Source organism: Dehalobacter restrictus DSM 9455 (assembly GCF_000512895.1).
In the GTDB taxonomy this organism is placed as follows: Bacteria; Bacillota; Desulfitobacteriia; order Desulfitobacteriales; family Syntrophobotulaceae; genus Dehalobacter; species Dehalobacter restrictus.
The window spans coordinates 1,396,418-1,421,358 of the sequence record NZ_CP007033.1 but is presented as its reverse complement, the minus strand read 5'-3'; the positions used below and the strand labels follow the sequence as shown (position 1 = coordinate 1,421,358).

General features: G+C 44.2%; 25 protein-coding genes, 1 tRNA gene, 1 pseudogene and 1 riboswitch. Of the genes and pseudogenes, 9 read left to right on the top strand and 18 right to left on the bottom strand.

Annotated features, from left to right (window positions below):
* Positions 1-17: 17 nt before the first annotated feature.
* The 3 genes from DEHRE_RS06930 to DEHRE_RS06920 form a co-directional block, all read right to left on the bottom strand.
* Entirely contained in the window at positions 18-572 is a 555-nt protein-coding gene (locus DEHRE_RS06930) for a hypothetical protein (protein ID WP_019225339.1), read from the bottom strand.
* 157 nt (positions 573-729) lie between these two features.
* Entirely contained in the window at positions 730-1,614 is an 885-nt protein-coding gene (locus DEHRE_RS06925; protein ID WP_345787667.1) for an ATP-binding protein, read from the bottom strand.
* Positions 1,615-2,066: 452 nt separating this feature from the next.
* A complete protein-coding gene (locus DEHRE_RS06920; protein ID WP_025205622.1) occupies positions 2,067-2,810 on the bottom strand; it encodes a DnaD domain-containing protein in 744 nt (247 codons plus the stop codon).
* Between the two features lie 202 nt (positions 2,811-3,012).
* Here DEHRE_RS06920 and DEHRE_RS06915 point away from each other — a divergent pair, with 202 nt between their 5' ends.
* On the top strand, positions 3,013-3,603 hold the full coding sequence (locus DEHRE_RS06915; protein WP_015042643.1) for an HD domain-containing protein: 591 nt from the start codon (positions 3,013-3,015) through the stop codon (positions 3,601-3,603).
* A gap of 6 nt (positions 3,604-3,609) precedes the next feature.
* Here the strand turns inward: DEHRE_RS06915 and DEHRE_RS06910 are convergent, their stop codons facing one another.
* The 9 genes and pseudogenes from DEHRE_RS06910 to DEHRE_RS06870 form a co-directional block, all read right to left on the bottom strand.
* A complete protein-coding gene (locus DEHRE_RS06910; RefSeq protein WP_025205619.1) occupies positions 3,610-5,358 on the bottom strand; it encodes an MBL fold metallo-hydrolase RNA specificity domain-containing protein in 1,749 nt (582 codons plus the stop codon).
* A gap of 39 nt (positions 5,359-5,397) precedes the next feature.
* Entirely contained in the window at positions 5,398-6,036 is a 639-nt protein-coding gene (locus tag DEHRE_RS06905) for a response regulator (RefSeq protein ID WP_015042641.1), read from the bottom strand.
* Positions 6,037-6,053: 17 nt separating this feature from the next.
* On the bottom strand, positions 6,054-7,175 hold the full coding sequence (locus DEHRE_RS06900; RefSeq protein ID WP_015042640.1) for a sensor histidine kinase: 1,122 nt from the start codon (positions 7,173-7,175) through the stop codon (positions 6,054-6,056).
* Between the two features lie 214 nt (positions 7,176-7,389).
* The gene (locus DEHRE_RS06895) at positions 7,390-7,629 is read right to left on the bottom strand and encodes a thioredoxin family protein (protein WP_015042639.1); all 240 of its coding nucleotides are present in this window, start codon (positions 7,627-7,629) and stop codon (positions 7,390-7,392) included.
* 45 nt (positions 7,630-7,674) lie between these two features.
* Positions 7,675-8,676 carry a permease gene (locus tag DEHRE_RS06890; RefSeq protein ID WP_015042638.1) on the bottom strand — a complete coding sequence of 334 codons (1,002 nt, stop codon included), beginning with the start codon at positions 8,674-8,676 and terminating at the stop codon, positions 7,675-7,677.
* A gap of 59 nt (positions 8,677-8,735) precedes the next feature.
* The gene (locus DEHRE_RS06885; protein ID WP_025205616.1) at positions 8,736-9,017 is read right to left on the bottom strand and encodes an ArsR/SmtB family transcription factor; all 282 of its coding nucleotides are present in this window, start codon (positions 9,015-9,017) and stop codon (positions 8,736-8,738) included.
* Positions 9,018-9,304: 287 nt separating this feature from the next.
* Positions 9,305-10,700: pseudogene (locus DEHRE_RS06880) on the bottom strand (transposase).
* A 481-nt stretch (positions 10,701-11,181) separates the two neighbouring features.
* Entirely contained in the window at positions 11,182-11,529 is a 348-nt protein-coding gene (locus DEHRE_RS06875; RefSeq protein ID WP_015262315.1) for a hypothetical protein, read from the bottom strand.
* Between the two features lie 144 nt (positions 11,530-11,673).
* On the bottom strand, positions 11,674-12,357 hold the full coding sequence (locus DEHRE_RS06870; RefSeq protein ID WP_015262316.1) for a Crp/Fnr family transcriptional regulator: 684 nt from the start codon (positions 12,355-12,357) through the stop codon (positions 11,674-11,676).
* 277 nt (positions 12,358-12,634) lie between these two features.
* Here DEHRE_RS06870 and DEHRE_RS06865 point away from each other — a divergent pair.
* A tRNA-Pro gene (locus tag DEHRE_RS06865) sits at positions 12,635-12,711 on the top strand.
* A 207-nt stretch (positions 12,712-12,918) separates the two neighbouring features.
* Complete coding sequence (locus DEHRE_RS06860) at positions 12,919-13,068, top strand: small, acid-soluble spore protein, alpha/beta type (protein ID WP_019226900.1); 150 nt, start codon at positions 12,919-12,921, stop codon at positions 13,066-13,068.
* A 74-nt stretch (positions 13,069-13,142) separates the two neighbouring features.
* On the opposite strand, the gene DEHRE_RS06855 is transcribed toward DEHRE_RS06860, so the two are convergent.
* Positions 13,143-13,754, bottom strand: a complete 612-nt coding sequence (locus tag DEHRE_RS06855) for a DUF975 family protein (protein ID WP_015042632.1) — start codon at positions 13,752-13,754, stop codon at positions 13,143-13,145.
* Between the two features lie 196 nt (positions 13,755-13,950).
* Here DEHRE_RS06855 and DEHRE_RS06850 point away from each other — a divergent pair, with 196 nt between their 5' ends.
* From DEHRE_RS06850 to ribH, 5 genes are all read left to right on the top strand, one after another.
* Positions 13,951-14,484 (top strand): GNAT family N-acetyltransferase, encoded by a 534-nt coding sequence (locus DEHRE_RS06850; protein ID WP_015042631.1) that lies wholly within the window; start codon positions 13,951-13,953, stop codon positions 14,482-14,484.
* A gap of 96 nt (positions 14,485-14,580) precedes the next feature.
* A riboswitch (FMN riboswitch) is annotated at positions 14,581-14,695 on the top strand.
* Positions 14,696-14,883: 188 nt separating this feature from the next.
* Positions 14,884-16,029: a bifunctional diaminohydroxyphosphoribosylaminopyrimidine deaminase/5-amino-6-(5-phosphoribosylamino)uracil reductase RibD gene (ribD, locus tag DEHRE_RS06845; RefSeq protein WP_015042630.1), complete on the top strand. Its 1,146-nt coding sequence runs from the start codon at positions 14,884-14,886 to the stop codon at positions 16,027-16,029.
* Positions 16,029-16,682 (top strand): riboflavin synthase, encoded by a 654-nt coding sequence (ribE, locus tag DEHRE_RS06840; protein ID WP_025205606.1) that lies wholly within the window; start codon positions 16,029-16,031, stop codon positions 16,680-16,682. The genes ribD and ribE overlap by 1 nt, the downstream gene beginning before the upstream one ends.
* A gap of 41 nt (positions 16,683-16,723) precedes the next feature.
* Complete coding sequence (locus DEHRE_RS06835) at positions 16,724-17,941, top strand: bifunctional 3,4-dihydroxy-2-butanone-4-phosphate synthase/GTP cyclohydrolase II (RefSeq protein ID WP_015042628.1); 1,218 nt, start codon at positions 16,724-16,726, stop codon at positions 17,939-17,941.
* A 127-nt stretch (positions 17,942-18,068) separates the two neighbouring features.
* Positions 18,069-18,533, top strand: a complete 465-nt coding sequence (ribH, locus tag DEHRE_RS06830; RefSeq protein ID WP_015042627.1) for a 6,7-dimethyl-8-ribityllumazine synthase — start codon at positions 18,069-18,071, stop codon at positions 18,531-18,533.
* 106 nt (positions 18,534-18,639) lie between these two features.
* Here the strand turns inward: ribH and DEHRE_RS06825 are convergent, their stop codons facing one another.
* From DEHRE_RS06825 to DEHRE_RS06805, 5 genes are all read right to left on the bottom strand, one after another.
* Entirely contained in the window at positions 18,640-18,837 is a 198-nt protein-coding gene (locus DEHRE_RS06825; RefSeq protein WP_015042626.1) for a spore coat protein, read from the bottom strand.
* A gap of 19 nt (positions 18,838-18,856) precedes the next feature.
* Positions 18,857-19,066, bottom strand: a complete 210-nt coding sequence (locus DEHRE_RS06820; RefSeq protein WP_015042625.1) for a hypothetical protein — start codon at positions 19,064-19,066, stop codon at positions 18,857-18,859.
* Positions 19,067-19,245: 179 nt separating this feature from the next.
* Positions 19,246-21,831: an ATP-dependent chaperone ClpB gene (gene clpB / locus DEHRE_RS06815; RefSeq protein WP_015042623.1), complete on the bottom strand. Its 2,586-nt coding sequence runs from the start codon at positions 21,829-21,831 to the stop codon at positions 19,246-19,248.
* Positions 21,832-22,047: 216 nt separating this feature from the next.
* Positions 22,048-23,037 carry a DnaJ C-terminal domain-containing protein gene (locus DEHRE_RS06810; protein ID WP_015042622.1) on the bottom strand — a complete coding sequence of 330 codons (990 nt, stop codon included), beginning with the start codon at positions 23,035-23,037 and terminating at the stop codon, positions 22,048-22,050.
* A gap of 164 nt (positions 23,038-23,201) precedes the next feature.
* Positions 23,202-24,146, bottom strand: coding sequence for a diacylglycerol/lipid kinase family protein (locus tag DEHRE_RS06805; RefSeq protein WP_015042621.1), 945 nt, complete (start codon positions 24,144-24,146; stop codon positions 23,202-23,204).
* A 421-nt stretch (positions 24,147-24,567) separates the two neighbouring features.
* Between DEHRE_RS06805 and DEHRE_RS06800 the strand changes: the two genes are divergently transcribed.
* Positions 24,568-24,834 carry an SHOCT domain-containing protein gene (locus DEHRE_RS06800; protein WP_015042620.1) on the top strand — a complete coding sequence of 89 codons (267 nt, stop codon included), beginning with the start codon at positions 24,568-24,570 and terminating at the stop codon, positions 24,832-24,834.
* Positions 24,835-24,941: the final 107 nt, after the last annotated feature.

Sequence of the window (24,941 nt, the reverse complement as noted above, 5' to 3'; positions counted from 1 at the left end):
TACATGGTTCGATAAAGTCAGGACTTTATTGACGAATCGACATTGAAAACCACCCTGGCTTCCGTATTTTGAGACGCACCGCCTTCAAGATTGGCTTTGATCGCCAGTACCATCTCATGCTGGCCTGCCGTCGCACTCTTACCGGTTGCATCACCTAATGCTTCAATATTTTCAAAGGCAATTTTAGCTGTTGCTCCGGGTTCCAGTGTCGGTATAATCCCTTCCTTGCTGATCTGTTTGTTTTTATCTTCCAGGGACTGAATGGTCAGGACAACCGGCACATTGGTCATCGTGTTCTCGGTCATGTTTTGAATGATCGCAGAGACTTTAAAATGACTTGCCGGTAGGATCTGAACTCCCTTAAACATTTCCTCCCCATAAGTGATGTCCCGGATGACAATTTGAGGATCAAAATCAATACTTACAATTTTAATCTCAGGTTCTGTTTGTTCCGGAGTGGAAACGATCTCCGTATTTCCGATCAAGCTGCCCATAAGGCCAATAAGAGCAACCAATATGACCAGTCCTCCGACAAACAAATACCTTCTTTTAATAATGAAGAATTTAGCCAAGTGTCTGCACCTCCATAAAACCATTTCTAATAGAAAACCTATGCATGCTTTTCATGGACATGCATAGGTTTATACCCGAAAAATCCTTATGGTTTGAGGAAATTCGCCTTAAGCAGACAGCTTAGGAAAATATCTTAGCGTTTTTCTGATTGTACTCTTATTTTTTATCCTTTTTTAATCCTTCCCGTTTTAAATAATTCTGCATCCGGATGTCCTGCGGTGCAGACAAGCGGAAAATCCTGCACATCTGAAGAAGCCGGGAGCAGGTCCGTTCTCCCAAATAATGATCGATCTCATCAAAATCAAGATTGGTCGTAATGACAGTCGGCAGCTGCTCGTTCATACGGTAATTCAAGATAGAGTAGATCCGGTTGCGGGACCATTCGGTATAATTATGCGCACCCAGGTCATCGAGAATCAAAATTGGTACGGTTCTGGCAATATCCAGCAAGTCGTATTCCGTATTTTCACTTTTATTGCTGAATGTAGCGCGCAGTTCATCCAAAAGGTCCGGGACAATCAAAAAGAGCAGCTTGTGATTATTTTCCAGAATCTCATTCGCGATGGAAGCTGCCAAAAACGTTTTGCCACTTCCGACGGAGCCGGTGAAGAGCAGCCCGACTTCATGGGGATTTGTCCGGACATTTTTTACAAATTCCCTGGCGGCCCTCAGTGCTTTTTGGGCATTCAGGTAATCTTCCTGATCCTGCTGTGTGTTTGCGTTCCTATAGTATTCGAGGCTGAATTTTTCAAAACGGCAGTTCATCAGTTCCCTGGACAAACGTGCATATTTAAAGCTGTTTTCAATCCTCTTTTTCTCCATACACGAACAGGGTGCCGCCGTATCTCCATTCAGGACGATTCCCCTGTCTCCGCAGAGCGGGCATACGGCACCAGACTCGGTATTCATTTCAGGCTGAATATTTAACTGAACCTTTGACTCCGTTTTCTGCTGATTGACTGGATTTAGATCCGTTGTAGTCTGGATTCCAGTCCGATCTTCAATGTTCGCGTTTCCCTGATTCGGCAGCACTCTCTCCATGATACGATCCGTTCTTTCCAGATCAAATCCCTCCTCTGACAACAATCTCGTTACCTTTCAATGATCTCTATCTACTTATGTTTCAAATACCATTTTAACATGCGAGAAAATGTTCTTAAAATAACCCCACAAATAATGAGATACATTCCGACGATCAGACCTGCTTGTCTAAGCCAATAATCAGTCTGGGGATCACAGCCAAGCCCTAACATGCTTGTTATTAGTCTGCGTGCCACAGTTCCAGCGTCAAGCGGAGCATGGAGTGCGTAGCGCGGCCTTTTGACGGCCACGGATGGCCTAATGTCGCGATGCCATGGATGGCAAGGAGCGACGCGTCACGGAGGACGCAACGGCCGAAAGCGAAATTGTGGCACGCAGACAAGCCCTAATAAAATAGTTCATATACAAGAGCTTATCTCTACAATTTGTATAATCATTCTCAGAACGCGCTACTAAAGATAAATATTATCATATTTGCTTTTCGTTTTTGGTAAGCCTTTCAACGGCTTGACATTTTTCCTGTTTTGTCTGGACTGGAAATTCTGATCCTCAGCCTCGACTTCCAGACGCGTTTTGATCCCCTTCTTCTCCCACTCTCTTAAAATAGAATCGAGATAGCGGAAACTCCGAATCCCGGCGCCAACGCCTCTTCGTAAAGCCTCAATTATCAGTTCTTCGGAATACGAGGCCATCAGCCATTTTTCAATATGTTCACACTCCAGACCGGTTAACGGCCTCCCTAATTCCTGTTCAAACAGCGAAGTCAGCTTAGCCTGAGAAAGGTCCGGCATATTCTCTGTGCTCGTTTTGCCATTACGTTCACTGCCTAAGGACATCTGCTTAAACTCATTGATTCCCCATAATTCCAATAACTGATCGATCAGCCCGCTGAAATCATATTCACGGTTCGTGCCGTTTTTCGCTTTGCGACTATTGACAGAAAGCAGTCCCCTGGTCTGAAGATTCTGGATCATGATATTGTATTCTTCAAGCGAGAGTCCCATTTTCTTGGTGATCTGTTCCTCAATACGATCACTGTTCGTACTTGACTCAGTCATCATATGAATTATCAGCATCATTTCCTTGTGACCGATTCCAAGTTCCGTATAATGATTAAGAATAAAATCAGGAATTGAAACAGAACCGGAAAATAAAAGAGCTTGACAAAAGCCCCCGTATACCTTGTTTTTTGACAATGCTACCACCTCATACCATTCATTGATGTTAGAAAAAAATTATTGGCATTATTGCTACTATTCTATATATTACACTATTACTGTCCTGAAATCCTAAAGATTTTAGGAGGAAAAACAATTTTTTTGACGACATTTTTTCCATGTATTGGAAGGACTTTTGCGTTTTTTTGCCGTAATACTTAACAGAAAGGTGGTGCAGGATATGGATATCTCCAAAGAACTATTTCAAATTATCAACCAATCCGGTGCTCATCCGGCTCTTGGCTGGAAACACTGTCAGCGGGTCTATCATTTATCCAAAGAATTATCTCAGCATCTCAACCTGAATGATGAAGTACTTTATATTTCTGCAATGCTTCACGATACGGGAAAGTACCCGATGTACGCGCTTCCCAACGTCGATCATACCCTCAGATCAAAAGGCGTCGCGATGAACCTGTTGAAGAGCTATCACTTTGAGCAGGAAAAACTGGCAAAAATTCTGGACGCCATTGAATGCCACATGTATTATTCCGAGCCGGGGAACAGTGACGAGGCTATTTATTTAAGGGACGCCAATATCCTCGATAATCTCGGAAACATCGGATTAATGAAACTACTGAGCCTTGTCGGACAGGACGAGCTGATCCCGAGTCCCGATGAGGCTTTAATGCGGGCGCAGACCTTTGCTGAAGCACTGCCCAAAAAAGTGTACTCCAAGACCGGCAGGAGAATCGCTGTCAAACGGCGCGAAGAGATCATGCGTTTTCTGTCAGGGATTAAGCGTCAGACCTCGGAGTATGCCTGGATCTGATTCGTTTTACCGTTTCATTCTTGTTTTTAAAAGATCAGAAATGCTCTCAAAGGTATCAATCAGGTTTTCATAGTCTTTGCGCTCATTGCTCCTATCAATGAATAGTTTCAGGTCTTTGCGCAGTTTTGTATAGGCTCTGTTTGCTTCGGAAAGCAGAACTTTTCTCCGGCGTTTGAACGTTCTTCCCCCTGATCCTTCTTCTGAAGATCTTTGCTTAACAGATTTGGACAGATGTGACTGCCATTCCTGAGGCGCAGGATAACCCATCCTATCTTCAATTTCCTTTAGCCAGGGCTTGGAAGGCTTCAGACGCTTGATTTCACCGTCCGCTATCTCCAGGCATTCACCCAGTTCCGGAATGATTGACGCAATTCCGAATTTTTGCTGGACCAGAGATGAAAACGCCTGAATCGCATCATCTTCGCCATGGACCAGGATGAGATGCTCTGCGTTGCCGCCGGCGGCTTTAAGCCAGGCCAGCAATTCATTCTGGTCCGCATGCGCTGAAAAACCTTGGAACGCAACGATTTCGGCGTTGACCGCCACTTTCTCCCCATGGATGGTCACTTCTTTGGCACCGTCAGTTAAAAACCGGCCAAGTGTCCCTTGAGCCTGATAACCGACAAAGATGACCGTGGCATCGTGCCGCCACAGATTATGTTTTAAATGATGCTTGATTCTTCCGGCATCAGCCATCCCGCTAGCCGAAATAATAATCGCGCCGCCCTGTATCGCATTCAGCCGGATCGAATCCTCTGCGGTTTCACTCAAATGAAGATTCGTCATGGCAAACGGGCTTTGTCCCGCCTCCAGCAGCTGCTTTGTTTCCTGATCAAAATTCCGGGTATTCCGCCCAAATATTCTCGTCGCTGCAACAGCCAGCGGACTATCGATGTAAATCGGCATTACCGGAATTTTCTTGTCATCTTGAAGTTTGCGCAGGTAGTACAAAAGGTCCTGTGTCCGATTTATAGCAAAAGCCGGAATGATAATATTGCCGCCTTTTTGGTGGGCATTATTAATGACCCTGGCCAGGTTTTCCATTCGATTGGTTTTATCCGGATGAATCCGATTGCCGTAGGTTGTTTCCATCACAATCATACAGGCATCTCGTATACCATCAGGATCCTTAAGCATACACGCTTCTTTAATTCCTTTGGGGTCTTCGACATAAGGCTGACCGGAAGTCCCGATATCTCCGGAAAATGCAATGTTTTTCATCGTGTTGTTTTCTTTGACGCTGACAATGACATGGGCCGAGCCCAAGATATGCCCGGCATCGGCAAACTGAAAGGACAGCGATTGCGAGATCGCGGTCTTTTGATTATAGGCCACCTCGACAAAGTGCTTTTGAGCATTCACTGCATCTTCAACCGTGTAAATCGGTTCGATTAATGGAACATCCATCCTGCTCTGCTTGCGGTTTTTTCTGGTGACCTCCATTTCCTGGATGTGCCCGCTGTCCGGCAGCATCACAGAACATAGTTCTATGGTTTCCGTCGTCGCATAGATCGGCCCGCTGAAACCTTTTTTGATGAGCTTCGGAATAAGCCCGGAATGGTCAATATGGGCGTGCGTTAAAATCACAGCGTCAAGAAGGTTGGGATCAAACGGAAACGCGCCGTAATTCAGTTCTTTCATGATTTTGGAACCCTGAAACATTCCACAGTCAATCAGGATTCTGGTATCTGTTGTTTCCAGCAAATAACAGGACCCCGTCACAGTCTGACTGGCACCATAAAAACAAAGCTTCATGCGTATTCCCTTCTGCAGCCTTGTGAAGCCACAAAAAATTTATTCCAGTGTAATAAGTTTCGTCTTCACTGCTTTCAAAGCAGCCTGGGTGCGGTCTTCAACCTCTAGTTTTCTAAAAATACTGGAAAGATGATTTTTGACTGTTTTTTCACTTATAAACAGAGTTAAGCCAATATCTTTGTTTGACGAGCCTTTGACCACATAGGTAAGTATCTCCATTTCCCTGTTGCTTAATCCGAAATGATCTTTTGGACTGTTCGGATTGGAAAGCTGGCCAAGCAGTTTGCCGGTTACCGACGGGGACAGAATGGGTTCTCCAGCATATACTTTGCGGATGGAATCAACCAGAGCTTTCGGAATAACGTCTTTCAGCAGGTATCCAGCTACCCCGAGCTGTAATACCTGGAACACCTTTTCATCCGAGTCATCAACAGTAAGAATCAAAATCCCAATGTTCGGGAATTCCCTTCTGATGACTTTACAGGCTTCAAGACCATTTACCCCAGGCATATTCAAATCCATCAGCAGAACATCAAACGGCGTCTTCCTCGCCATATTAATTGCCCCTTGACCATCTCCAACTTCGGATACAACCTGAATGCCTTCTTCAAATTCCAGAATTCTTCGTAATCCTTCCCTGAGAAGCGGGTGATCATCGGCAATTACAACCCTTATCATCTTGATCCTTTCCTCCTTTATTCAGAATATGGAATGTTAAACGTAACAACAGTGCCCTTGCCCAGTTCTGATTGAATCGATAATTGTCCGGAGTAAGCCTGAATTCGCTCATTAATTCCAATCAAGCCGAAATGGGCACCGGAATTATCCAAGCCATTGCTGATATCAAATCCTTTACCATCATCGATAATCTGACCGACAATTCTGTCATCCTGAAAATTCAAATGAACCCTGCACTTCGGAGATTCCGCATGTTTGGCCACATTGGTCATCCCTTCCTGAACCAGTCGGAAAAGGGCCACTTCTACGGAAGAATCAAGCTCCCTTTCTTGTCCTTCCACGATAAGTTCACAGGTCAGCCCATACGTTTTTTCAAAATTTTTCATATAATGATTGATGGTATCAACAATTCCCGCCCCATTTAAAGGAATTGGCCTGAGTCCGAAAATGATTCTGCGGATATCCTTCAGATTATCCCTGACCAGCATATTCAGTTCTTTCAATTCTTTTTTCACCTGGCGGTGATCAAGCTCCAGAAGCTTCTCCGCTATTTCCAGACGCAGAACAATGTTGGCCAGACTCTGGGCGGGACCGTCGTGAACTTCACGGGCGACCCTCAGGCGTTCTTCTTCCTGGGCCTTGATGATCTGAAAAGCGGTTTCTTTTCTCTGGTCACTGCTATAGAACTGACTGATCTCACTGATTCCTTCTTTTAAAAGCCGCAGGGCAAGACTGACCTGGCTCATCAGGTCCTCAGCCTTAATCACTGTGATATCCAAATTTTTTAACGTTCTTTCGATTTCATCCCTGCGGGAACGCAGCTGAAGCTCTTTCGCCTGGAGCAGTTGCAGCTCTACCTGTGCATCCTTTGTTTCCGAATACGCTTCGAGCATCTGCTTCTCATTGAACTTATCGAAGTTCTTGTTGACTTCCATCAGCTTCCGACGGAAGCGTTTTTCTTTCATAAACTGGGTATCCACCATTTTGATGGTGTCTTCGATTTCCCTGCGCATAAATTCCAGCTCTTTTTTTAACCGTTGTATTTCATTGCGGGTCATCTCATAAATATTGAATATTTCTTCTTTACTGTTCTCGATTGCTTTGAGCGTTGATTCAAAAATGACTGTTAATTTATCCATGGCGTAACTCCCCAATAATCTTTGAATGGGTTAATTATATTTGATTCGACATTTTCTTGATATTTCCTACTTAAACACGTGTGAAATATGAAAGTATCTGCAGTAAGCTGCAAAAAACGAGCGAGTACTTTTTCATCGTACTCGCTTTTAATCATACCAAAATTATTTTATTCAATCACTACAAGCCAAATGCTAGCGATAGCTTCATTTTTTTCTACTTCGCAGTTTCTAGAATCTTTACGATTTCCTTGGGTTTTAGAACTTTCCCAAAAGATACCACCTTTTCGTCAATAACCAGGGCCGGCGTGGACATCACACCATAGGCCATGATGTCTTTAATATCGGTAACTTTGATTACTTCGGCAGCAATGCCCGTCTCTTCCAAAGCAGCTTTCGTGTTTTCAGCAAGGGTAACGCAATTTTTGCAGCCGGTTCCTAAAATTTTAATCATCATATTCAATACACTCCTTTTACTTGAAAATTCAAATATTATAACCTCTTATATGAGCAAATATCCGAAGGCATTAAATGTATAACCGATGATAAGAATACCAATGGTTACAATCCCTGCAAATATGATAAGCAGTTTCATTTTTACAACTTTCTTGAGCATGATCAACGACGGGAGAGAAAGTGCAGTTACAGCCATCATGAAGGATAAAGCAGTTCCCAGACCAACTCCCTTGGCCACTAACGCTTCCGCAATCGGCAGCGTCCCAAAAATATCCGCATACATTGGAACCCCTGCCAATGTAGCCAGCAATACCGAATACCATTTATCCTGACCCAGAAGCAAGGAAATCACGTTTTCAGGAATAAAATTGTGAATCACGGCACCTATACCGACACCTATTAGAATATAGACCCACACTCTTCTCACAATATCACGAACCTGATCTTTAGCAAAGTCCAGCCTTTCCCGGGCTGTTAACTGCTCCGGTTCTATTTCCGGCATTTTATTGCTGAATACAAACGGTTCTACATACTTTTCCAGCTTTGCTTTGCTAATCACGGTTCCGCCGATCACTGCCAGAATCAAGCCGACGACAACGTAGGCAATGGCAATGGTCCAATTAAAGATACTTGCCAGCAAAAGCACCGAAGCCAAATCCACCAGGGGGGATGATATTAAAAACGAGAAAGTAACACCGACGGGAAGCCCCGCACTAATAAAGCCAATAAAAAGCGGAATAGAAGAACAGGAGCAAAAAGGCGTTACCGTACCGAGTAAAGCGCCAATAATATTTCCTGAAATACCGTTAAACCTGCCGAGTATTTTTTTTGTTCTCTCCGGCGGGAAAAAGCTTTGGACATAAGAAATGACAAAAATCAGGACGGCTAGCAAAATAAATATTTTAAGAACGTCATAGATAAAAAAATGGAGACCGCCTCCCCAGCGATCCTGGATACTAAACCCTAATACATTCTCAACCAAGCGCTTTACCAAATTTGAAAGCCATTCCATCCTGAGCAATTGGTTGTTTAGCCATTCAAATACCATCTAAGTCACCTTCTTGCTGTTTATTTGTTTAATTCAATAGTTATTTTTTTTACTTTTTGTTACATTGATTTTTGTAACCTTATTAAAAAGCCGGCAATGACTTCAAGTTTACTTTCATTGATAGAATACCGCATCCAGATGCCATCCCGCCTGCCATTCACCAGACCGCTTTCACATAAGATCTTCATGTGATAAGAAAGCGTGGATTGGGTTATGTTGAACGCTTCGAGTATCTTACAAGCACATAGTTCCCCATTGCCCAACATGTCAAATATTTTCAATCTTGTTTCATCAGATAATGCTCTCATCGCTAAGGCATAAGCTTGATAATTTTGTTCCAATTCAACCGCCCCTGTTGTAGGTTTATATATTGATAAACATCAATATGTTTATATATTAGTCAAGACATTGATACTTGTCAATGTCTATGGTATATAAATATTCGGCAAATCGCAGAAAACCTAAGTAAACCTAAAGCACTGGTGAACTGGAAACTTGTAGCGAGTAGCAAAGGTCGAGATTAAACGATGATCACATACTTTATAAATAAAAGGGGATGTAACGAAACTTTATGTTTCAGTTACGTCCCCTCTCACTTTTATGGAGAAATTTTTTAAAAAGTAAGTTTCTACTCTGTACTCAGCGCCATCTTCCTCATATTATGAGCGATGCAGTGTAATCCCCACTCGATTTTAACCTTTTCTAGCCCTTTTAACAGGAATCTTCGCATACCGTGATTCCCTTTAATGTCTCCAAAGACGCTTTCAACCTCGACCGGCCTCAAGCTCCTCATGCGCAAACCTTCTTCTGAACATAAATTCCTGCGAGCCTGTTCTCTATAAGCATTCAGTCTCCGATTGACATATATTCTTCTGTTGGCGTGTGGATCCGACGACTTCACGCACTGGTTCTTATGAGGACAACCGGAACAATTCAGGCATTCATAGATTCGGATTAAACTCCTGTAGCCGTTATCACTTTTTTGGTGCCGCTCATATAAGAAATTAAGTGTTCTCCCATAACCGCAGATATATTCATCGTTTTCATGATCGTAGGTGAAGTTCTGCGGCTTCATTATGTCGTCTTTCCATTTCTTACTGGCTTCTTTGTGGAAGGTATTGTATTTGACGTAATGCTTTAACTTTTTCTCCTGCAGATAGTCATAGTTTTCTTCGCTGCCATACCCGGCATCGGCAATAATGTTTTCTGGTAATTTGCCATGGAGAATCGATTTTAATTCTTCCAGGTGGTCTTTCATACAGCTGGTATCGCCTGGCCTCTGATGAATACTGTAACCGACCACAAACTGGTTTTCTGTCCCGATCTGAACATTGTAACCCGGCTTTAACTGGCCATTTTTCATATGGTCTTCTTTCATCCGCATAAAGGTGGCATCATGATCTGTCTTGGAATAACTGTTTCTTTCCTCCAAGATATGCTCTTGCTGCTCATATTTTTGCATGCGGGGCAGATAATCTTTCGTAAGGGTATTTCTTGTTTTCTTTAACTTTTTGGTTTCAGCGTCTGTTTTCTCTTCTTCCGATTTTTTGGCCAGTCTCTCGTCGATCTTTCTGACGGCTTCCTCAATCGCCTCTGTGTCGATTGGTTTGCCATTGCCCAGTTCTTCTAAATCCTTCCGCAAATACATCCAGGATAACCTCTTTCATCCGCTGAGACCGAAAGCGGTTGATCGCCATAAAATCCGGCTTATTGCCGCCACAGAGCCACATATACATAATATTTTCACGGGCTGCTTTCGCTATCCTGCGGCATGAAAAAACCCTGTCTGTATACGCATAAACCAATAATTTGGTCATCATGACAGGGTGAAAGCTGGAACGGCCGCCTCCAGGATATTTGGCAAACAAGGGTTCAAGATTCATGCGATCGATGGCGCGATTCACAACGCGGACGACATGATTTTGTGGGATCAGGCTGTCGATGCTTAAAGGCAGGGTTTGTTGTTCCTGCACATAAGGTTTGAATACTTTCTTGGTATGTACTTTCTGTCCTTTCTTAGACACTCAAATACCTCCCAATATGGCAATCTTTATATCTATGAACATTATGCCACATTCATACCAAAATATCTCCATATATCTTATTATTTCTTCAAATATTGCAGGGTTGCATAGATTTACAAGCGAACGTTAGTGGGAGTAAGCGTAAGAAACCAGAAATTCGAGCGTTAAGACCTGCCAACGGTTAACTTGCTGTAAGCAGCGGGGTTTTGGCAGGTTAGCGCGGATTTCTGGTTTTAGCTTGCGGGAACGGGGGAGCGGAAAATCTATGCAACCCTGCAACACCCCAAAAAGAATAGACGCCATAATTGACGTCTTTCGCTTGGGGCTAAGTTTCGTTACAGCCCCCCATTTTAATCAATTTCTATAGTATATTTTACTACTTGACAGCGTTTGTATTTCCCTTTGTTCAACCCTTTACTCCGTTAGAAGCGGCCTGATATTGTTTCGGATAATTAGTCTTATAACAGGTTAATTAATTCAATTAAATGTAGACGAAAGCCAATGTCAAACCTACAGCGGCAATTAAAATAAATAACCCCCAATAAAGTTTATTGAATCGGTTCTTTGTGAGTTGGATCATCACCCAAAAGAGTGCGAAACCTCCAATGCTCTTGATTAACAATGGAAGGCTAAAATCAACAAGTGTCCAAACATAGCATCCTGTTAATACTGCGAAGCCAAAGACAACATACATGATTTTACGGAGTTTTGTTTTTAGGTTTTGGTCATCACTAAAAGTAGCGATAAAAAATAAGACCAGGAGCACACATGCAGCCAGAAAATGCCAGGGAGTATGATTCATTATTTCTATAGGACCTAAAGCTATCAAAGAAAATCCCTCCTAAAATATAATTATGATTTATTATAAGGTGATTTATGTTTCTAATACTGTTAAGTATTTAACAATTAATAAAAAAATTTGAAAAGTTGAATTTCCATACCTAAAAATCAGAGAAGTAGCTGCTTGACCCTATTATTTAAATATGTGCGTACTAAGACAAGGGTCATCTTTTAATATGTAATATCTGTTAGTGCGGTCGACTATTTTGGCTTCTTTTAACTCATTAAGGGCCTGAATGACCATTACCCGTGAAGAACCAATCATATCAGCTAATTCCTGCTGCGTAATTATTAAATCGATCATTGTCGCGTTTGGCAGCTTTTTCCCATATTGGTTGGCAAGGTTATAAAATAGACCTAATAATCTTTCTTTTACAGTTCGTCTAGTTTCCTTATCTGAATTCATATTGGCATAACGCTTTTGCCCAAGGTAATCAATTATCCTTAAGGCAAAAGAAGGATCTTTCTTAATTAACATTTCAAATTGCATTTTACTAAAGCAACAGATGCAAGCCTCTTCCATGGCTAACGCGCTAGAACATTCCTTTTGTTCTTGATATAGCGACAACTCACCTAGTACCTCACCGGGACCACAGATATCCAGAATTGTTTCATGTCCATCTTCAGCACTTTGCACAAGTTTAAGTTTTCCTGATTTCACAAGAAATATAGTACTTGTAATATCCCCTTGATAAAAAAGATAGTGTCCTTTGGACAGCCGTTTTTTATTTGTACATTGACACAAGTTTGTAATCTGTTCTTTTTCCAGACCCCGAAACAGATCCAATTCTTCTAGGCAGATGAGGCAACGTTTCATGCAATTCCCCCTATGTTTATAAAGAAAATATATCAAAATAGATTCAACTTTTCAACAAAGTAAAAATAATCCCGCTTTACGAGCCAGATTATTATTTGGAATTATCAGCACAAAACCTGATCAATCTTTTATTTTCCTCGAAAGTGTCCCCTCTTTTAAGAAAAGTTATTGTCAAACAAAGGTTAGCTATCGCTCAATAACAAATATTCAAAGCATTTTATCCTTGACATGAATTCAGCCTTTTGTTATGATTTTATTTGTTCTTTAAAAGAGACATCGGGGCGTGGCGCAGTTTGGTAGCGTGCTTGGTTCGGGACCAAGAGGCCGCAGGTTCGAATCCTGTCGCCCCGACCATTGAAACTCAAAAGAAACTCCGGGTTTTTACCCGGAGCTTATTTTTTATATTTATATATTTGACCCACTTTTGAACCTCTTTATGAATTGTCATATTTAGGTTAAATGTTAAAAACTTACTGAACTAAAATAAACTACCTGTGTATTTTATTCCTATATGCAGATACTACAGATAAATAAATAATAAATAAAAAGGAGGGATATTGAATGGCTAAGTATAAACTGCCGGTTAACAAACAAAGTGTTGCCAGCGAGCTTAATGTTAACCTAGGCCCAGACACCTCCGCAAGACAGAATGGCTCTGTTGGGGGCAGTATGGTTAAGAAAACTTTTGAATATATTAACAGTAGAATCTAGTCATCAAGCCAATAAAAAATAATTTACTCCGGGTTTTTGCCCGGAGTAAATTATTATATAACTCAAAATATGACTCAAAACTCTTCCGCAGTACAGACACCATTTTTGATGCTTTCTTTTTTCAGTTCCTGATAGAAATTTGTAAACGTAATTTGCATGTAAGGCATCAGCCAGATATAGCCAAGACAGAACGGGATCGTGGCCAGGATCGCCCAGCCAATGAAGCTGAGCGTAAGCAGGAATAGCTTGCCGCGATAGCCATAGCTGATTTTTTTACTGAGATCAAAGGCCTTTCTGATACCCATATCAGGATTATCAGCATAAATATAAAAGCTCATCATATAGCCGTATGCTTTAACGATCCCCGGAATAATCAGTAGCAGTGACCATAAAAGTGTCCACAGCATATACCAGAGATATAGCCCGGCGCAATTAATGGCATTTTTAAATCCAGAAAGGACCACTTCAACATTCGGGTCTTCCGCACGGCAGAACTTTAAGGTAAAGGTCACCAGACCAATCATGAGCGGGCCCGCAATTAAAATCGTAATAATCGGACCAACACACGGGATCCAAGACAGGATGAACACGATTACGGCATAAATCAGACAGGCCAGGATTGGTCTCAGCCAGTGCCCTTTTAACTGGATGCGGGCCATGGCTCTTAATTCTTTGTTTTCAAGCATTTTCTAGTCCCCTTTCAAAATTATTAATGATGACTCCAGATGAATAATTTCATCTTAACGAAAGAAGCAACAAAATTCAAGCATTTTTGCTATATTTTACCTAATTTTGCAATTGCTTCTCCTTCTACTTGATCTTATTTCTCTACATGCTAAACTATGATTACTTAAACGCATTTTTGTTTGGAAGGTGACTGCCATGTTAAACGGCAAATTAACCCGAATCCGTCCGCTCGAAATTGATGATCTGGACACCTTGTATGAATGGTATAATGATCACGACTTCTCTTACTGGATCAGCGGCAATTGGCCGCTTGCAACCTTGCTGCGCCGGGAAGATCTGGAGAGCAAACTTTTTGAAGAGGATACCAACCGCTATGCGATTACGGATTTACAAGGCAGCCTTATCGGTACAATTGGTTTCGATCAGGTCAATATTCCGGCCAGATCGGCCCGCATCTATATCGGAATTGGTCTCCAAGATTACTGGGGAAAGGGTTATGGGACCGATGCGCTGACTGCTTTTATCCGCTACCTGTTTGGCCAGTGGAATTTCCGGAGACTGACCGCCGAAACCTGGGTCAATAACACCAGAGCTCTCTCCTGCTATGAAAGGCTCGGCTTCATTGCCGAAGGCAGGCTGCGTGAAGCCTATTATGTGGAAGGGCAATATTATGACGCAATCATCTTAGGTTTATTAAAAAAAGATTATGCCGAGGTCGTCCGCCTTTAGACTCTCTTGATCTCTGTGCAAAATGGTTGCATTCTTGACAGGATTGCAGTATGATAATTGCAGCTTGACCGATCTATGCAGTAAAACTGAATACGTTCTTTACTCTGGGGATAGGTGTAATTCCTTACCGGCGGTACAGCCCGCGAGCCTTATGGCAGATTCGTTGAAATTACGAAGCCGACAGTTAAAGTCTGGATGGAAAGAGCAAAACATGGTGTGATCGTGCACGTGCTTGTCGTGTTTGTCGCGTAGCCTCTCACCTGCTTGTTTTGAATGACTGTTGATCTGAATGATGACGCCCGGAGTATTTCCGGGCATTTTTATTATTTTTTCTATGATTTATCAATGATTTATATTTTCATTTGTCGTTGACACGCTAATGACTGGAGGGTACATCCATTGCCTGATCGTTTTACCGCAGAAGATAAAAACTACATGGAACGCGCGCTGAATCTTGCCTTACTGGCAGCAGGCAGAACCAGTCCAAATCCGCTTGTGGGCTGTGTCATTGTCCGGGATGGGCAGATTGTCGGGGAAGGCTGCCATAGGAAAGCCGGTACGCCGCATGCGGAAGTCCATGCCTTAAATGCTGCAGGATCAAGCGCAGAAGGTGCCGATGTCTATGTCACACTGGAACCCTGCTCCCATTACGGCCGTACACCTCCCTGCACCGATGCGCTGATTGCAGCAGGCGTAAAGAAAGTGATTGTCGCGATGACGGACCCGAATCCGCTGGTCAGCGGTCAGGGTGTGAAAAAGCTGCAGGATGCCGGTATTCTTGTCGAAACCGGTCTGCTGGCTGAAAAAGCTCGAAAAATTAATGAGCCTTTTCTGAAAGCGATTATCACAAAAATGCCCTTTGTACTGTATAAAGCTGCAATGACGCTCGATGGCCGGACTGCCGTAGAATCAGGAGACTCCAAATGGATCACTTCGGAAGAGGCCAGACATTTCGTTCATGGGTTAAGAAATACTTTTGACGTCATTATGGTCGGCAGTCAAACAGTCCTTCAGGATAACCCGCTCTTAACCTGCCGCAATATTGAGAATGGCCGGGACCCGGTCCGGCTGATCGTCGATGGTTCCCTGTCTGTTCCTTTAAACGCTCAGATCCTCCGGAACGAATCCGCCAGCCGCTGCATCATCGCGACAACAAAGGCTGCTGACGAGAATAAACTGCTGCGGATGCGTGAAACATTTGCTGCCGACAAGGTTGAGATCTGGCAGTATGATACGTCCAGGCAGGTTCCCTTGCCGGACCTGCTGAGAGATATCGCGGCCAGAGGCTTAAACAGCATCTTATTGGAAGGCGGCGGCACGCTCGCCGGTAAAATGCTGGAATCCAGGCTGATTGATCAAATCATGTTTATGTTGGCCCCGAAACTGGCCGGATCCGGCTTCTCCCCGCTCTCAGGCCTGCACCTCGCCAGCATGTCCGAGGCAGTAACTGTCAGTCAACTGGTGGTCTGCGAACTGGGAGGAAATTATAGTTTTACCGGGACAGTTGACTATAACCATACCAACAAAATGGGAAGTGACAAATGATGTTTACAGGAATCATTGAAGAACTGGGCATAATAAAGAGTCTAGATCTGCTGAAAGACTCCGCCAGATTAACGATTGAAGCTTCTTTCGTACTGAAGGGATCCCAAATCGGAGACAGCATTGCCGTCAACGGGGTCTGTCTTACAGCGACCGCCATCGGTTCCGGAAGTTTTTCTGTCGATGTTATGTACGAAACGCTCCAGCGAACAAACCTTCAAGAATTAAAGCAGCATACCAAAGTCAACCTGGAAAGAGCACTGCAGCTGCAAAGCCGTTTGGGCGGCCATCTGGTGAGCGGCCATGTCGATGGCATCGGAAAAATTACTGCAATGACTCCAGTCGGCATTGCTCAAACCTATCGAATTCAAACGTCCCCGAAGATAACCTCCTCCCTGCTGCCGAAAGGGTCAGTGGCCATCGATGGAATCTCGTTAACGGTCATTGATGTCGGGGATGACTTTTTTACGGTCTCCCTGATCCCCCACACCTTTCAGCATACGACACTCGGCTTTAAACGCATTGGTTCTACGGTGAATCTGGAAACCGATATCATCGGAAAATATGTGGCCAGATTCCTGCAAAAGGACCACAGCCCACCCCAAACCAAAAAAGATATATCCGTTGAATTCTTAACTGAAAATGGTTTTATCTAACGTTTAGCAAACGTTTTATCTAACGAAAGGAGCTTAAACAGATGACACAACAAGAAAATATTTTTGCAAGCATTCCGGAAGCCATCGAAGATATTCGTCAGGGCAAAATGATTATCGTCGTCGATGATGAAGACAGGGAAAATGAAGGCGATATTATCATGGCTGCTTCCAAGGTGACTCCCGAAGGGATCAATTTTATGGCCACCTACGGCCGGGGATTGATCTGTACTTCCCTGACTGCTGCACGGCTTAAAGAGCTGAATTTGGATCTGATGGTCCAGAACAACACAGATCCCCACGGCACAGCTTTTACGATAAGCGTCGATGCCGCAACCAGTACCACCGGGATTTCAGCGTTTGAAAGAGCCGATACGATTCAGGTTCTGATTAACAAAGACAGCAAACCGCAGGATTTGCGCAGACCGGGTCATATTTTTCCGCTGCAGGCCCGGGAAGGCGGTGTCCTGGTCAGAGCCGGCCACACCGAAGGATCGGTCGATCTGGCCCGGCTGGCCGGTCTTGAACCGGCTGGTGTCCTTTGTGAAATCATGAATGAAGACGGGACCATGGCCAGGGTGAACGACCTGCTGAAATTCAAGGAGAAACATAATCTGAAAATGGTAACGATCAAAGACTTGATCAGTTACCGCCGCCTGAACGAAAGACTTATTGAAAGAGCCGAAAGTATTGATTTTCCAACAGAATTTGGGACGTTTAAAGCAGTCGGTTTTAAAAGCAAAATTGACGGCAAGGAACATCTGGCCCTGGTCAAAGGCAATGTCGACGACGGGGAACCCGTTTTGGTCAGAGTCCACTCCGAATGTCTGACCGGAGACGTTTTCTACTCGCGAAGATGCGACTGCCGGGACCAGTTAACGGCAGCCATTCAGCAAATCGAACGCGAAGGGCGCGGCCTACTTCTCTATATGCGCCAGGAAGGCCGCGGAATCGGACTTCTGAATAAATTGAAAGCGTATAAACTTCAGGAAGAAGGCAAAGACACTGTCGAAGCAAATCTGGCGCTGGGTTTCCCTCCTGATCTGCGTGATTATGGCGTCGGCGCCCAAATATTAGCTGATCTCGGTATCACCAAAGTCCGTCTGATGACGAATAATCCTAAGAAAATCGTAGGTCTGGAAGGCTACGGCATTCAAGTCACCGAACGCGTCCCGATCGAAATGCCCGCGAAACCGGAAAATGAATACTACCTGACAACCAAAAAAGAAAAAATGGGCCATTTTCTGACCAATATTCGCTGACCAGTGATAATCGGCAATCCTTAATTGACGAATGACAAAGACATTAAAGAAAATAGAGAACGAAAGAGACCAAATAGCATAAAAGAAATAAGACCAAACAGGCTGTAAAAGAAAGGAAGGATATCATTTGAAAACCATTGAAGGAAAACTGTTGGCCGAAAACCTCAAATTTGCGATTGTTGCCGGAAGATTTAATGAGTTTATTACGAATAAACTTATTGGCGGCGCTTTGGATGCGCTGAAAAGACATGGCGCTGATGAAGACAATATCGAGCTCGTCTGGGTCCCCGGTGCTTTTGAAATTCCGCTGGCCGCCAAAAAAATTGCTGAACAAAAACGGTTTGATGCGGTCATCTGCCTTGGTGCAGTGATCAGGGGGGCTACGCCGCATTTTGACTATGTCAGCAGCGAAGTCAGCAAAGGTGTCGCTAATGTCGGTCTGGAAACAGGCGTTCCTGTGATCTTCGGCGTTCTGACCACCGACACGATTGAGCAGGCCATTGAACGGGCAGGCACGAAATCCGGCAATAAAGGTTTTGATGCTGCCGTAACCGCGATTGAAACCGCGAATCTGTTTAAGCAGCTTGCGTAGTAGATCGATTCTTAAAACAAGGCAAATAAAAGACGGGAAGGATATACCGCTATATAACCTTACCCGTCTTTTTTACGCATGGATCTCCACTTGCTAACAAATAATCTTAGATCGATCCTCCGGATTTTTCAATAAGTTTTCCCAGACGTTCATAGACTTTGCTTGCTTCATTCGCCAGCTGAAGATAGCGGTGCCGGATTTCATCATTCGAGGCTTTGGTGGCAAATGTCATATACCCGGAAGCCGCTGCCGAGACATCTTTTTCGTAGTCATACATCATATCTAGATCCGAAAAATTACTCATAAACTTAATAATCCCCTTCCTACATGATTTGAGCAAGTTTACTTTTAAGGAAGCCGGTTACTCCCTCGAGTGCGCTTGCCTGATCCTTAAAAAATGCTTTTACTTCCCTGTCGTGAGCCATTTCACTGAACATTTCACATTTCCTCATCGATACTTCGCTTTCAACTAAAGATCTTGTTATCATTCCCTGATCGAGAATTTTCTTGATTTCGCTTTGACTATGCTGCATGATATCCCACCTTCCAAAATTCTTAAGTATTTTAGAATTAAGTATTTTCAGGATATACAAAAAGAGCTGAATTTATGCATTATTCCCTGTCATAATAATAAAAACAACATGGGTTTAACAGATAAAACCCATGTTGTTTTTTTATATTAATGTTTCAGACTCGTTCGATCGTTTTTTTGTTAAATCTTCTTAAACTGATAGTCCTGGTCATAATCCACGAGGATTTTGGTGCCTTCTGGAAATTCGCCCTGCAGAATCTGTTTAGCCAGCGGATTCTGGATTCGCTGCTGAATCACTCTCTTCAGCGGTCTGGCCCCGAATACGGGATCATAACCTTCCTCGGTGAGCATGTACAAAGCCTTATCGGATAAAGTCAGGGTAAGTCCTCTTTCTTTCAGCCGTTTCCGTAGCAGGTCAAGCTGAATTTCCACAATCCGGACAAGATCTTCTTTCTTTAACGGATCAAAGATGATCGTCTCATCAAGCCTGTTGATAAATTCCGGCCGGAAATACCGGCTTAACTCGGCTTCAATGGTTTTACGAATCAATTCCCGACTGCTGTGGTTTTCATTCATTTCCCGGATCTCCTGTCCGGCAATATTGCTGGTTAGGATCACAACCGTATTCTTGAAATTGACAATCCTGCCCTGGCCGTCTGTGAGTCTGCCGTCATCAAGCAGCTGCAGCAGAACATTAAAGACATCACCATGCGCTTTTTCAACCTCGTCAAGTAAAATGACGGCGTACGGTTTTCTGCGGACTGCTTCCGTCAGCTGTCCGCCTTCATCATAGCCGACATAGCCGGGAGGGGCCCCAATCAGCCGGGCCACGGAATGCTTCTCCATATATTCCGACATGTCAATCCGGATCAGGGCTTGTTCATTATCAAACAGAAATTCTGCCAGGGCTTTGGCCAGCTCTGTCTTCCCTACTCCGGTAGGGCCGAGGAACAGGAATGAACCCAGTGGACGGTTAGGGTCCTGCAAACCGGTACGAGCTCTCCGGACCGCATCAGCTACCGCTTGGACAGCTTTGTCCTGACCGATGACCCGTTGATGCAGGTTTTCCTCCATCGTAATCAGTTTTTCGGCTTCACTTTCCAGAAGCTTGGAGACTGGGATATGCGTCCATTTGGCAACGATCTCAGCAATATCGCTTTCTGAGACTTCCTGCTTCAGCAGCGTATTCTCCCGGCCCGATACGAGCTGTTCAAGTTCGGCCAGCTCTTTCTCAAGCTTTGGCAGTACGCCGTACTGAAGTTCGGCAGCCTTATTGTAGTCGTATTTTTGCTGGGCATTTTCAATCTCCACCCTCGTCCGGTCAATATCTTCCTTCAGCTTGTGAATATTGCCCAATTTTTCGCGTTCTTCCTGAAGCTGGGCCTCTAGGGCACTTCTTTTTTCCTTCAGGTCCCCAAGTTCCTTTTCAATATTGGCCAGTCTTTCCTGACTCGCTTTGTCTTTTTCTTTTTTCAGAGCTTCCCTTTCAATCTCGAGCTGCATGACTCTGCGTTTGATATCGTCGAGTTCCTGCGGCTCACTGGTGATTTCCATCCGCAGCCTGGCTGCTGCCTCATCAATCAGGTCGATCGCCTTGTCCGGCAGGAACCGTTCACTGATATAGCGGTCGGAAAGGATACTCGCTGCGATGATCGCACTGTCGGTAATCCTGACGCCATGATGCGTCTCATAACGTTCTTTCAAGCCCCTCAGGATCGAGATCGTATCCTCGACTGTCGGCGGTGCAACGATCACCGTCTGAAAACGTCTTTCCAGCGCCGCATCTTTTTCGATGTGCTTGCGGTATTCGTTCAAGGTCGTTGCCCCAACCATCCTGAGCTCCCCGCGGGCCAGCATCGGTTTCAGCATATTGCCGGCATCCATTGCGCCTTCGGCAGCTCCTGCCCCGACGACGGTGTGCAGTTCATCAATAAACAAAATAATATTTTCGCGGCTTTCAACTTCCTTTAAAACAGCCTTCAGCCGCTCTTCAAACTCCCCGCGGTATTTGGCCCCGGCAATCAGTGCGCCCATATCAAGGGAGATTACTTCTTTATTCTTAATCGCTTCAGGAACATCACCGCGCACGATTCGCTGGGCCAGCCCTTCGACAATAGCCGTCTTTCCTACGCCTGGTTCGCCAATCAAAACCGGGTTGTTTTTCGTCCGGCGGGACAGAATCTGCAGTACTCTGCGGATTTCCTCATCCCTGCCGATAACTGGGTCTAGTTTTCCTCTTCTGGCCAGTGTCACGAGATTTCGGCCGTACTGTTCCAGGGCAGCATAGGTTCCTTCCGGATTTTGACCGGTAACCCGCTGAGATCCGCGGATTTCCTTTAGAACTTTCAACAGGGCTTCCCGGGTAACTCCGGCTTCTTTCAGGATCTTTCCGGCATCTCCGCCGGCCTGATCAGCAACGGCCAGTAAAAGATGTTCCGTGCTGACATAATCATCTCCAAACGGCTCCATTTGATCATGAGCGTTAACCAAAACGGTTCTCATTCTCGGAGAAATGCTCAACTGAGAAGCCGCTCCCATCATTCTGGGCAGTCTTGCGATGCTGGATTTGGTCTTCTCGCTGACGCTAGCTAGCGAAATATTTAATTTATTCAGGATTTGAGGCACAACGCCTTCATTTTGTTCCAATAAGGCTAGTAGCAGATGTTCGGGTTCCACCTGACTGTTATGGTTACTTTCTGCGTTGTTTTGCGCAGCGATGATTGCCTCCTGGGATTTTTGGGTAAAACGGTTGGTATCAAAAGCCATGCGTATCACTCCTTTGAGTTAACATACCGGTATTTGTGGTAGGTCAACGGAATATATAGCCGTTTTCGGCAGGTTGCGCCCTCCATGGCGAGTCGCTCCTTGCCATCCATGGCATCGCAACATTAGTCCATCCGTGGCTGTCAAACAGCCGCGCTGCGCACTCCATGCTCCGCTTGACGCCGGTAATTGCGGCATGCAGACCTAACTCTGGAGTAATCAGCTGTTTCTTTCCTGGCTTAATTCCTGAAGCATACTAATTTCTTTCTCAGACATCTCTTCGGGCAGGACAAGCGTAATCTTTGCGTAAAAATCGCCAAAATGGCCGGATTTATTGAGAATAGGCATTCCTTTCCCTCTCAGACGGAAACTTTTTCCGGTTTGGGTGCGCGGAGGAATCTTGATGGATATTTCTTCGCCTAATGTTTTGACTCGGGCTTCTCCGCCAAGTACAGCCTTGAAGAAATCGATTTCGATGTTGGCGGACAAATCATCTCCGTCCCGGGTATAGACAGGATGTGGAACGATTTTTACCGTTAACAGAAGGTCTCCTTTGTTTCCGTCTTTCGCTCCTGCTTGTCCCTGTCCGCTGAGCCTAATTTTATTGTTATTCTTAATACCTTTCGGAACAGTGGCTTCAATTCTCCGGCCGCCGACTTCAATCATCCGTTTGGTTCCATGATAGGCTTCTTCAAGCGTAATACTGATTTCACCTTCAATGTCCCTGCCGGCCTGCGGTCTTCTGATCCTATTCGAATAATAATCATCGGACTCATCAGCATAGTCTGCTCCCATGCCAAAGATAGAGGAAAAGAAATCAGAAAATCCCCCCATACCCCTGCCGGCACTAGAGCCAAAACCTCTGTCCCCAAATGTTTCCGCGAACTCTTCCGGCGTCATTGTACGGGTATAGCGGTTGCTCCCCGGTGATTCCTGCCAGGCCGACCAGTCAAAAGAATTCCCTCTGCCGCCGTGCGACTGCCATTGCTGGTAGTTTGCCCTTAAATCATCATATTTTTTTCTTTTGGCAGGATCGGATATCGCCTGATAGGCTTCATTAATTTCCTTAAATTTCTCTTCTGAGGCTTTATCACCCTGGTTTAAATCAGGATGATACTTTTTGGCCAGTGCCTGGTATGCTTTTTTGATGGCCTTATTGTCTGCATCCGGAGAAACGCCTAAGATTTGATAATAATCTTTAAAATCCACTGTCCTCACCACCTCAAAACTGCTTTCCTTACCCATTAATTGTATTATATGCAAAATCCTTTTAAAGGTCAATATTGGTCAGACATATATTTGTCTTCAGCTGACCTTGCAGAATCTTCATCTATATGCGTATTCATCCGTATGGTTTTAACGTTAACGGAAACTTATACCCATAGTTTCAAGCACTTAGGGATTACCCGGTATGCCTTCGGACATACCCCCGGGATCTCCCCGTCGGTTTCAAAAAGTATGGAATCCGGCATATGCAGTTCAATTTCCTTACAGCGGAACACTTGGACTTCAGGAAGATGGATATGTTGCCCTTTATAAAGCAGCGGAAAGCGTGAAAAGAGTCTGGACAGCTTCATTTCTTTTATCACAACCAGATCGAACAAACCATCATCCAGGCGGGCATCAGGCGCAATACGCATTCCGCCGCCAATATATTGACCGTTGCAGACCATAAGCCCCCAGATATTCCCTTCCCAGAATGTATCCTGGTCCATTTTCAGAGAAACACAGACGCTCTTGTACGATAGAACGGCTTCTAAAGTACTGGTCAGATAAGAGAGCTTGCTACCCATCGCTTTACTCCGGCAATTGGTCCTGTGGACCGCTTCCGCGCCGACTCCGACATTGGATGCATTCAGAAAATAACGTGTCCGTTCTTCCCCTTCAAAATTCAGAAAGTCGACTCGGCCAAGATCAGAAAGAATAATATTGGGCTCCTTCAGCATCCTGATCAAGGCGTTCAGACCTTTTTCTTTGCCTGTTTTTATTGTCCTTACAAAATCCCCGCCTGTTCCCTGTTCAAAAACAGCCAGTTCGATATCGTCCGCGACAAGCCGGTCATTCTCAATAAGACCATTAAGCACCTCATTGACAGTTCCGTCTCCTCCGACCGCAATCATCCTCCGATACCCTTCGTCCAGAGCCATACGTGTTATTTCTGTTCCTCCCCCGGAGCGGGAGGTCAGCGCATAATCGACCTGTATTCCCGCCTGCTGAAGCTGCTGGTAATACCCTGGCCAAAGTCCCTGCGTTTTTCCATTTGCTGACCGGGGATTCACAACAGCAAACCATGATTTCTGCGATTTCTGCTGGCTCATTCTCATCTTCCTATCATCTTAGTTTTTCTCGGTCATTTTCTCGATCATTTTTCTCTGTTCATCCACTGGCATGGTTTAGTTTTAAACATATTGTTTCGCTAATTTTTAGAAATCCCCTTTACACGCGAAAAATTATTTTTTCCTGCCATCGTTCATGCAGTACTTTCTTCACAAATATTCCTAGGATCAAACTGCAAGGCTTTCATTCTGTCACTATACTTGCCAAAAACCTGCAGCATATTCATTACCTATTTCATTGATTTGATTTCCTTCCCTCAGATTTGCAACCATCATAAATCAGGTACAAATGGTACAAGATATTGATGACAATGGTTTAATCAAAAAAATAGTTTTCAAAACTAGGATTTACTTTTTTAATGGCCTAGAAAATCCAAGAGAATATAAAAGGAGGTAACTAAAAATGATGCGAGGCTGGTATGGACCAGGTGGAGACTGGATGATGGGAGGCAATTATTCCTGGATGGGATTTGCAGTCATGATCATCCAATTGCTTTTCTGGCTGGGAATTATTTTTCTTGCAGTCAGGCTGATTAGAAATTATCTGGACAGACAGAACACCTCCGGTAAACCGGAAGACCACGCTATGGCCATCTTGCGCGAACGATATGCCAAAGGGGAAATCGATCTGGAAGAATACAATACCCGAAAAAGCGAGTTAGGGAGATAAAATTTTACACAAATCAAAAGATATAAAAAGTTTTATTAAAGCATATCATAATGTAAAATATCAAGGGACAGATCCCTTGATATTTTACATTACCCCGCCGCATTTTT

What these genes read in the sequence shown, in the direction of transcription:
- clpB (WP_015042623.1), bottom strand. Translation starts at nt 21,831, where the DNA reads ATGGCTTTTGATACCAACCGTTTTACCCAAAAATCCCAGGAGGCAATC.
- DEHRE_RS06890 (WP_015042638.1), bottom strand. Translation starts at nt 8,676, where the DNA reads ATGGTATTTGAATGGCTAAACAACCAATTGCTCAGGATGGAATGGCTT.
- DEHRE_RS06860 (WP_019226900.1), top strand. Translation starts at nt 12,919, where the DNA reads ATGGCTAAGTATAAACTGCCGGTTAACAAACAAAGTGTTGCCAGCGAG.
- DEHRE_RS06900 (WP_015042640.1), bottom strand. Translation starts at nt 7,175, where the DNA reads ATGGATAAATTAACAGTCATTTTTGAATCAACGCTCAAAGCAATCGAG.
- DEHRE_RS06895 (WP_015042639.1), bottom strand. Translation starts at nt 7,629, where the DNA reads ATGATGATTAAAATTTTAGGAACCGGCTGCAAAAATTGCGTTACCCTT.
- DEHRE_RS06905 (WP_015042641.1), bottom strand. Translation starts at nt 6,036, where the DNA reads ATGATAAGGGTTGTAATTGCCGATGATCACCCGCTTCTCAGGGAAGGA.
- DEHRE_RS06835 (WP_015042628.1), top strand. Translation starts at nt 16,724, where the DNA reads ATGACACAACAAGAAAATATTTTTGCAAGCATTCCGGAAGCCATCGAA.
- DEHRE_RS06800 (WP_015042620.1), top strand. Translation starts at nt 24,568, where the DNA reads ATGATGCGAGGCTGGTATGGACCAGGTGGAGACTGGATGATGGGAGGC.
- DEHRE_RS06870 (WP_015262316.1), bottom strand. Translation starts at nt 12,357, where the DNA reads ATGAAACGTTGCCTCATCTGCCTAGAAGAATTGGATCTGTTTCGGGGT.
- DEHRE_RS06855 (WP_015042632.1), bottom strand. Translation starts at nt 13,754, where the DNA reads ATGCTTGAAAACAAAGAATTAAGAGCCATGGCCCGCATCCAGTTAAAA.
- DEHRE_RS06825 (WP_015042626.1), bottom strand. Translation starts at nt 18,837, where the DNA reads ATGAGTAATTTTTCGGATCTAGATATGATGTATGACTACGAAAAAGAT.
- DEHRE_RS06910 (WP_025205619.1), bottom strand. Translation starts at nt 5,358, where the DNA reads ATGAAGCTTTGTTTTTATGGTGCCAGTCAGACTGTGACGGGGTCCTGT.
- DEHRE_RS06805 (WP_015042621.1), bottom strand. Translation starts at nt 24,146, where the DNA reads ATGAGCCAGCAGAAATCGCAGAAATCATGGTTTGCTGTTGTGAATCCC.
- ribE (WP_025205606.1), top strand. Translation starts at nt 16,029, where the DNA reads ATGTTTACAGGAATCATTGAAGAACTGGGCATAATAAAGAGTCTAGAT.
- DEHRE_RS06850 (WP_015042631.1), top strand. Translation starts at nt 13,951, where the DNA reads ATGTTAAACGGCAAATTAACCCGAATCCGTCCGCTCGAAATTGATGAT.
- DEHRE_RS06915 (WP_015042643.1), top strand. Translation starts at nt 3,013, where the DNA reads ATGGATATCTCCAAAGAACTATTTCAAATTATCAACCAATCCGGTGCT.
- DEHRE_RS06820 (WP_015042625.1), bottom strand. Translation starts at nt 19,066, where the DNA reads ATGCAGCATAGTCAAAGCGAAATCAAGAAAATTCTCGATCAGGGAATG.
- DEHRE_RS06925 (WP_345787667.1), bottom strand. Translation starts at nt 1,614, where the DNA reads ATGGAGAGAGTGCTGCCGAATCAGGGAAACGCGAACATTGAAGATCGG.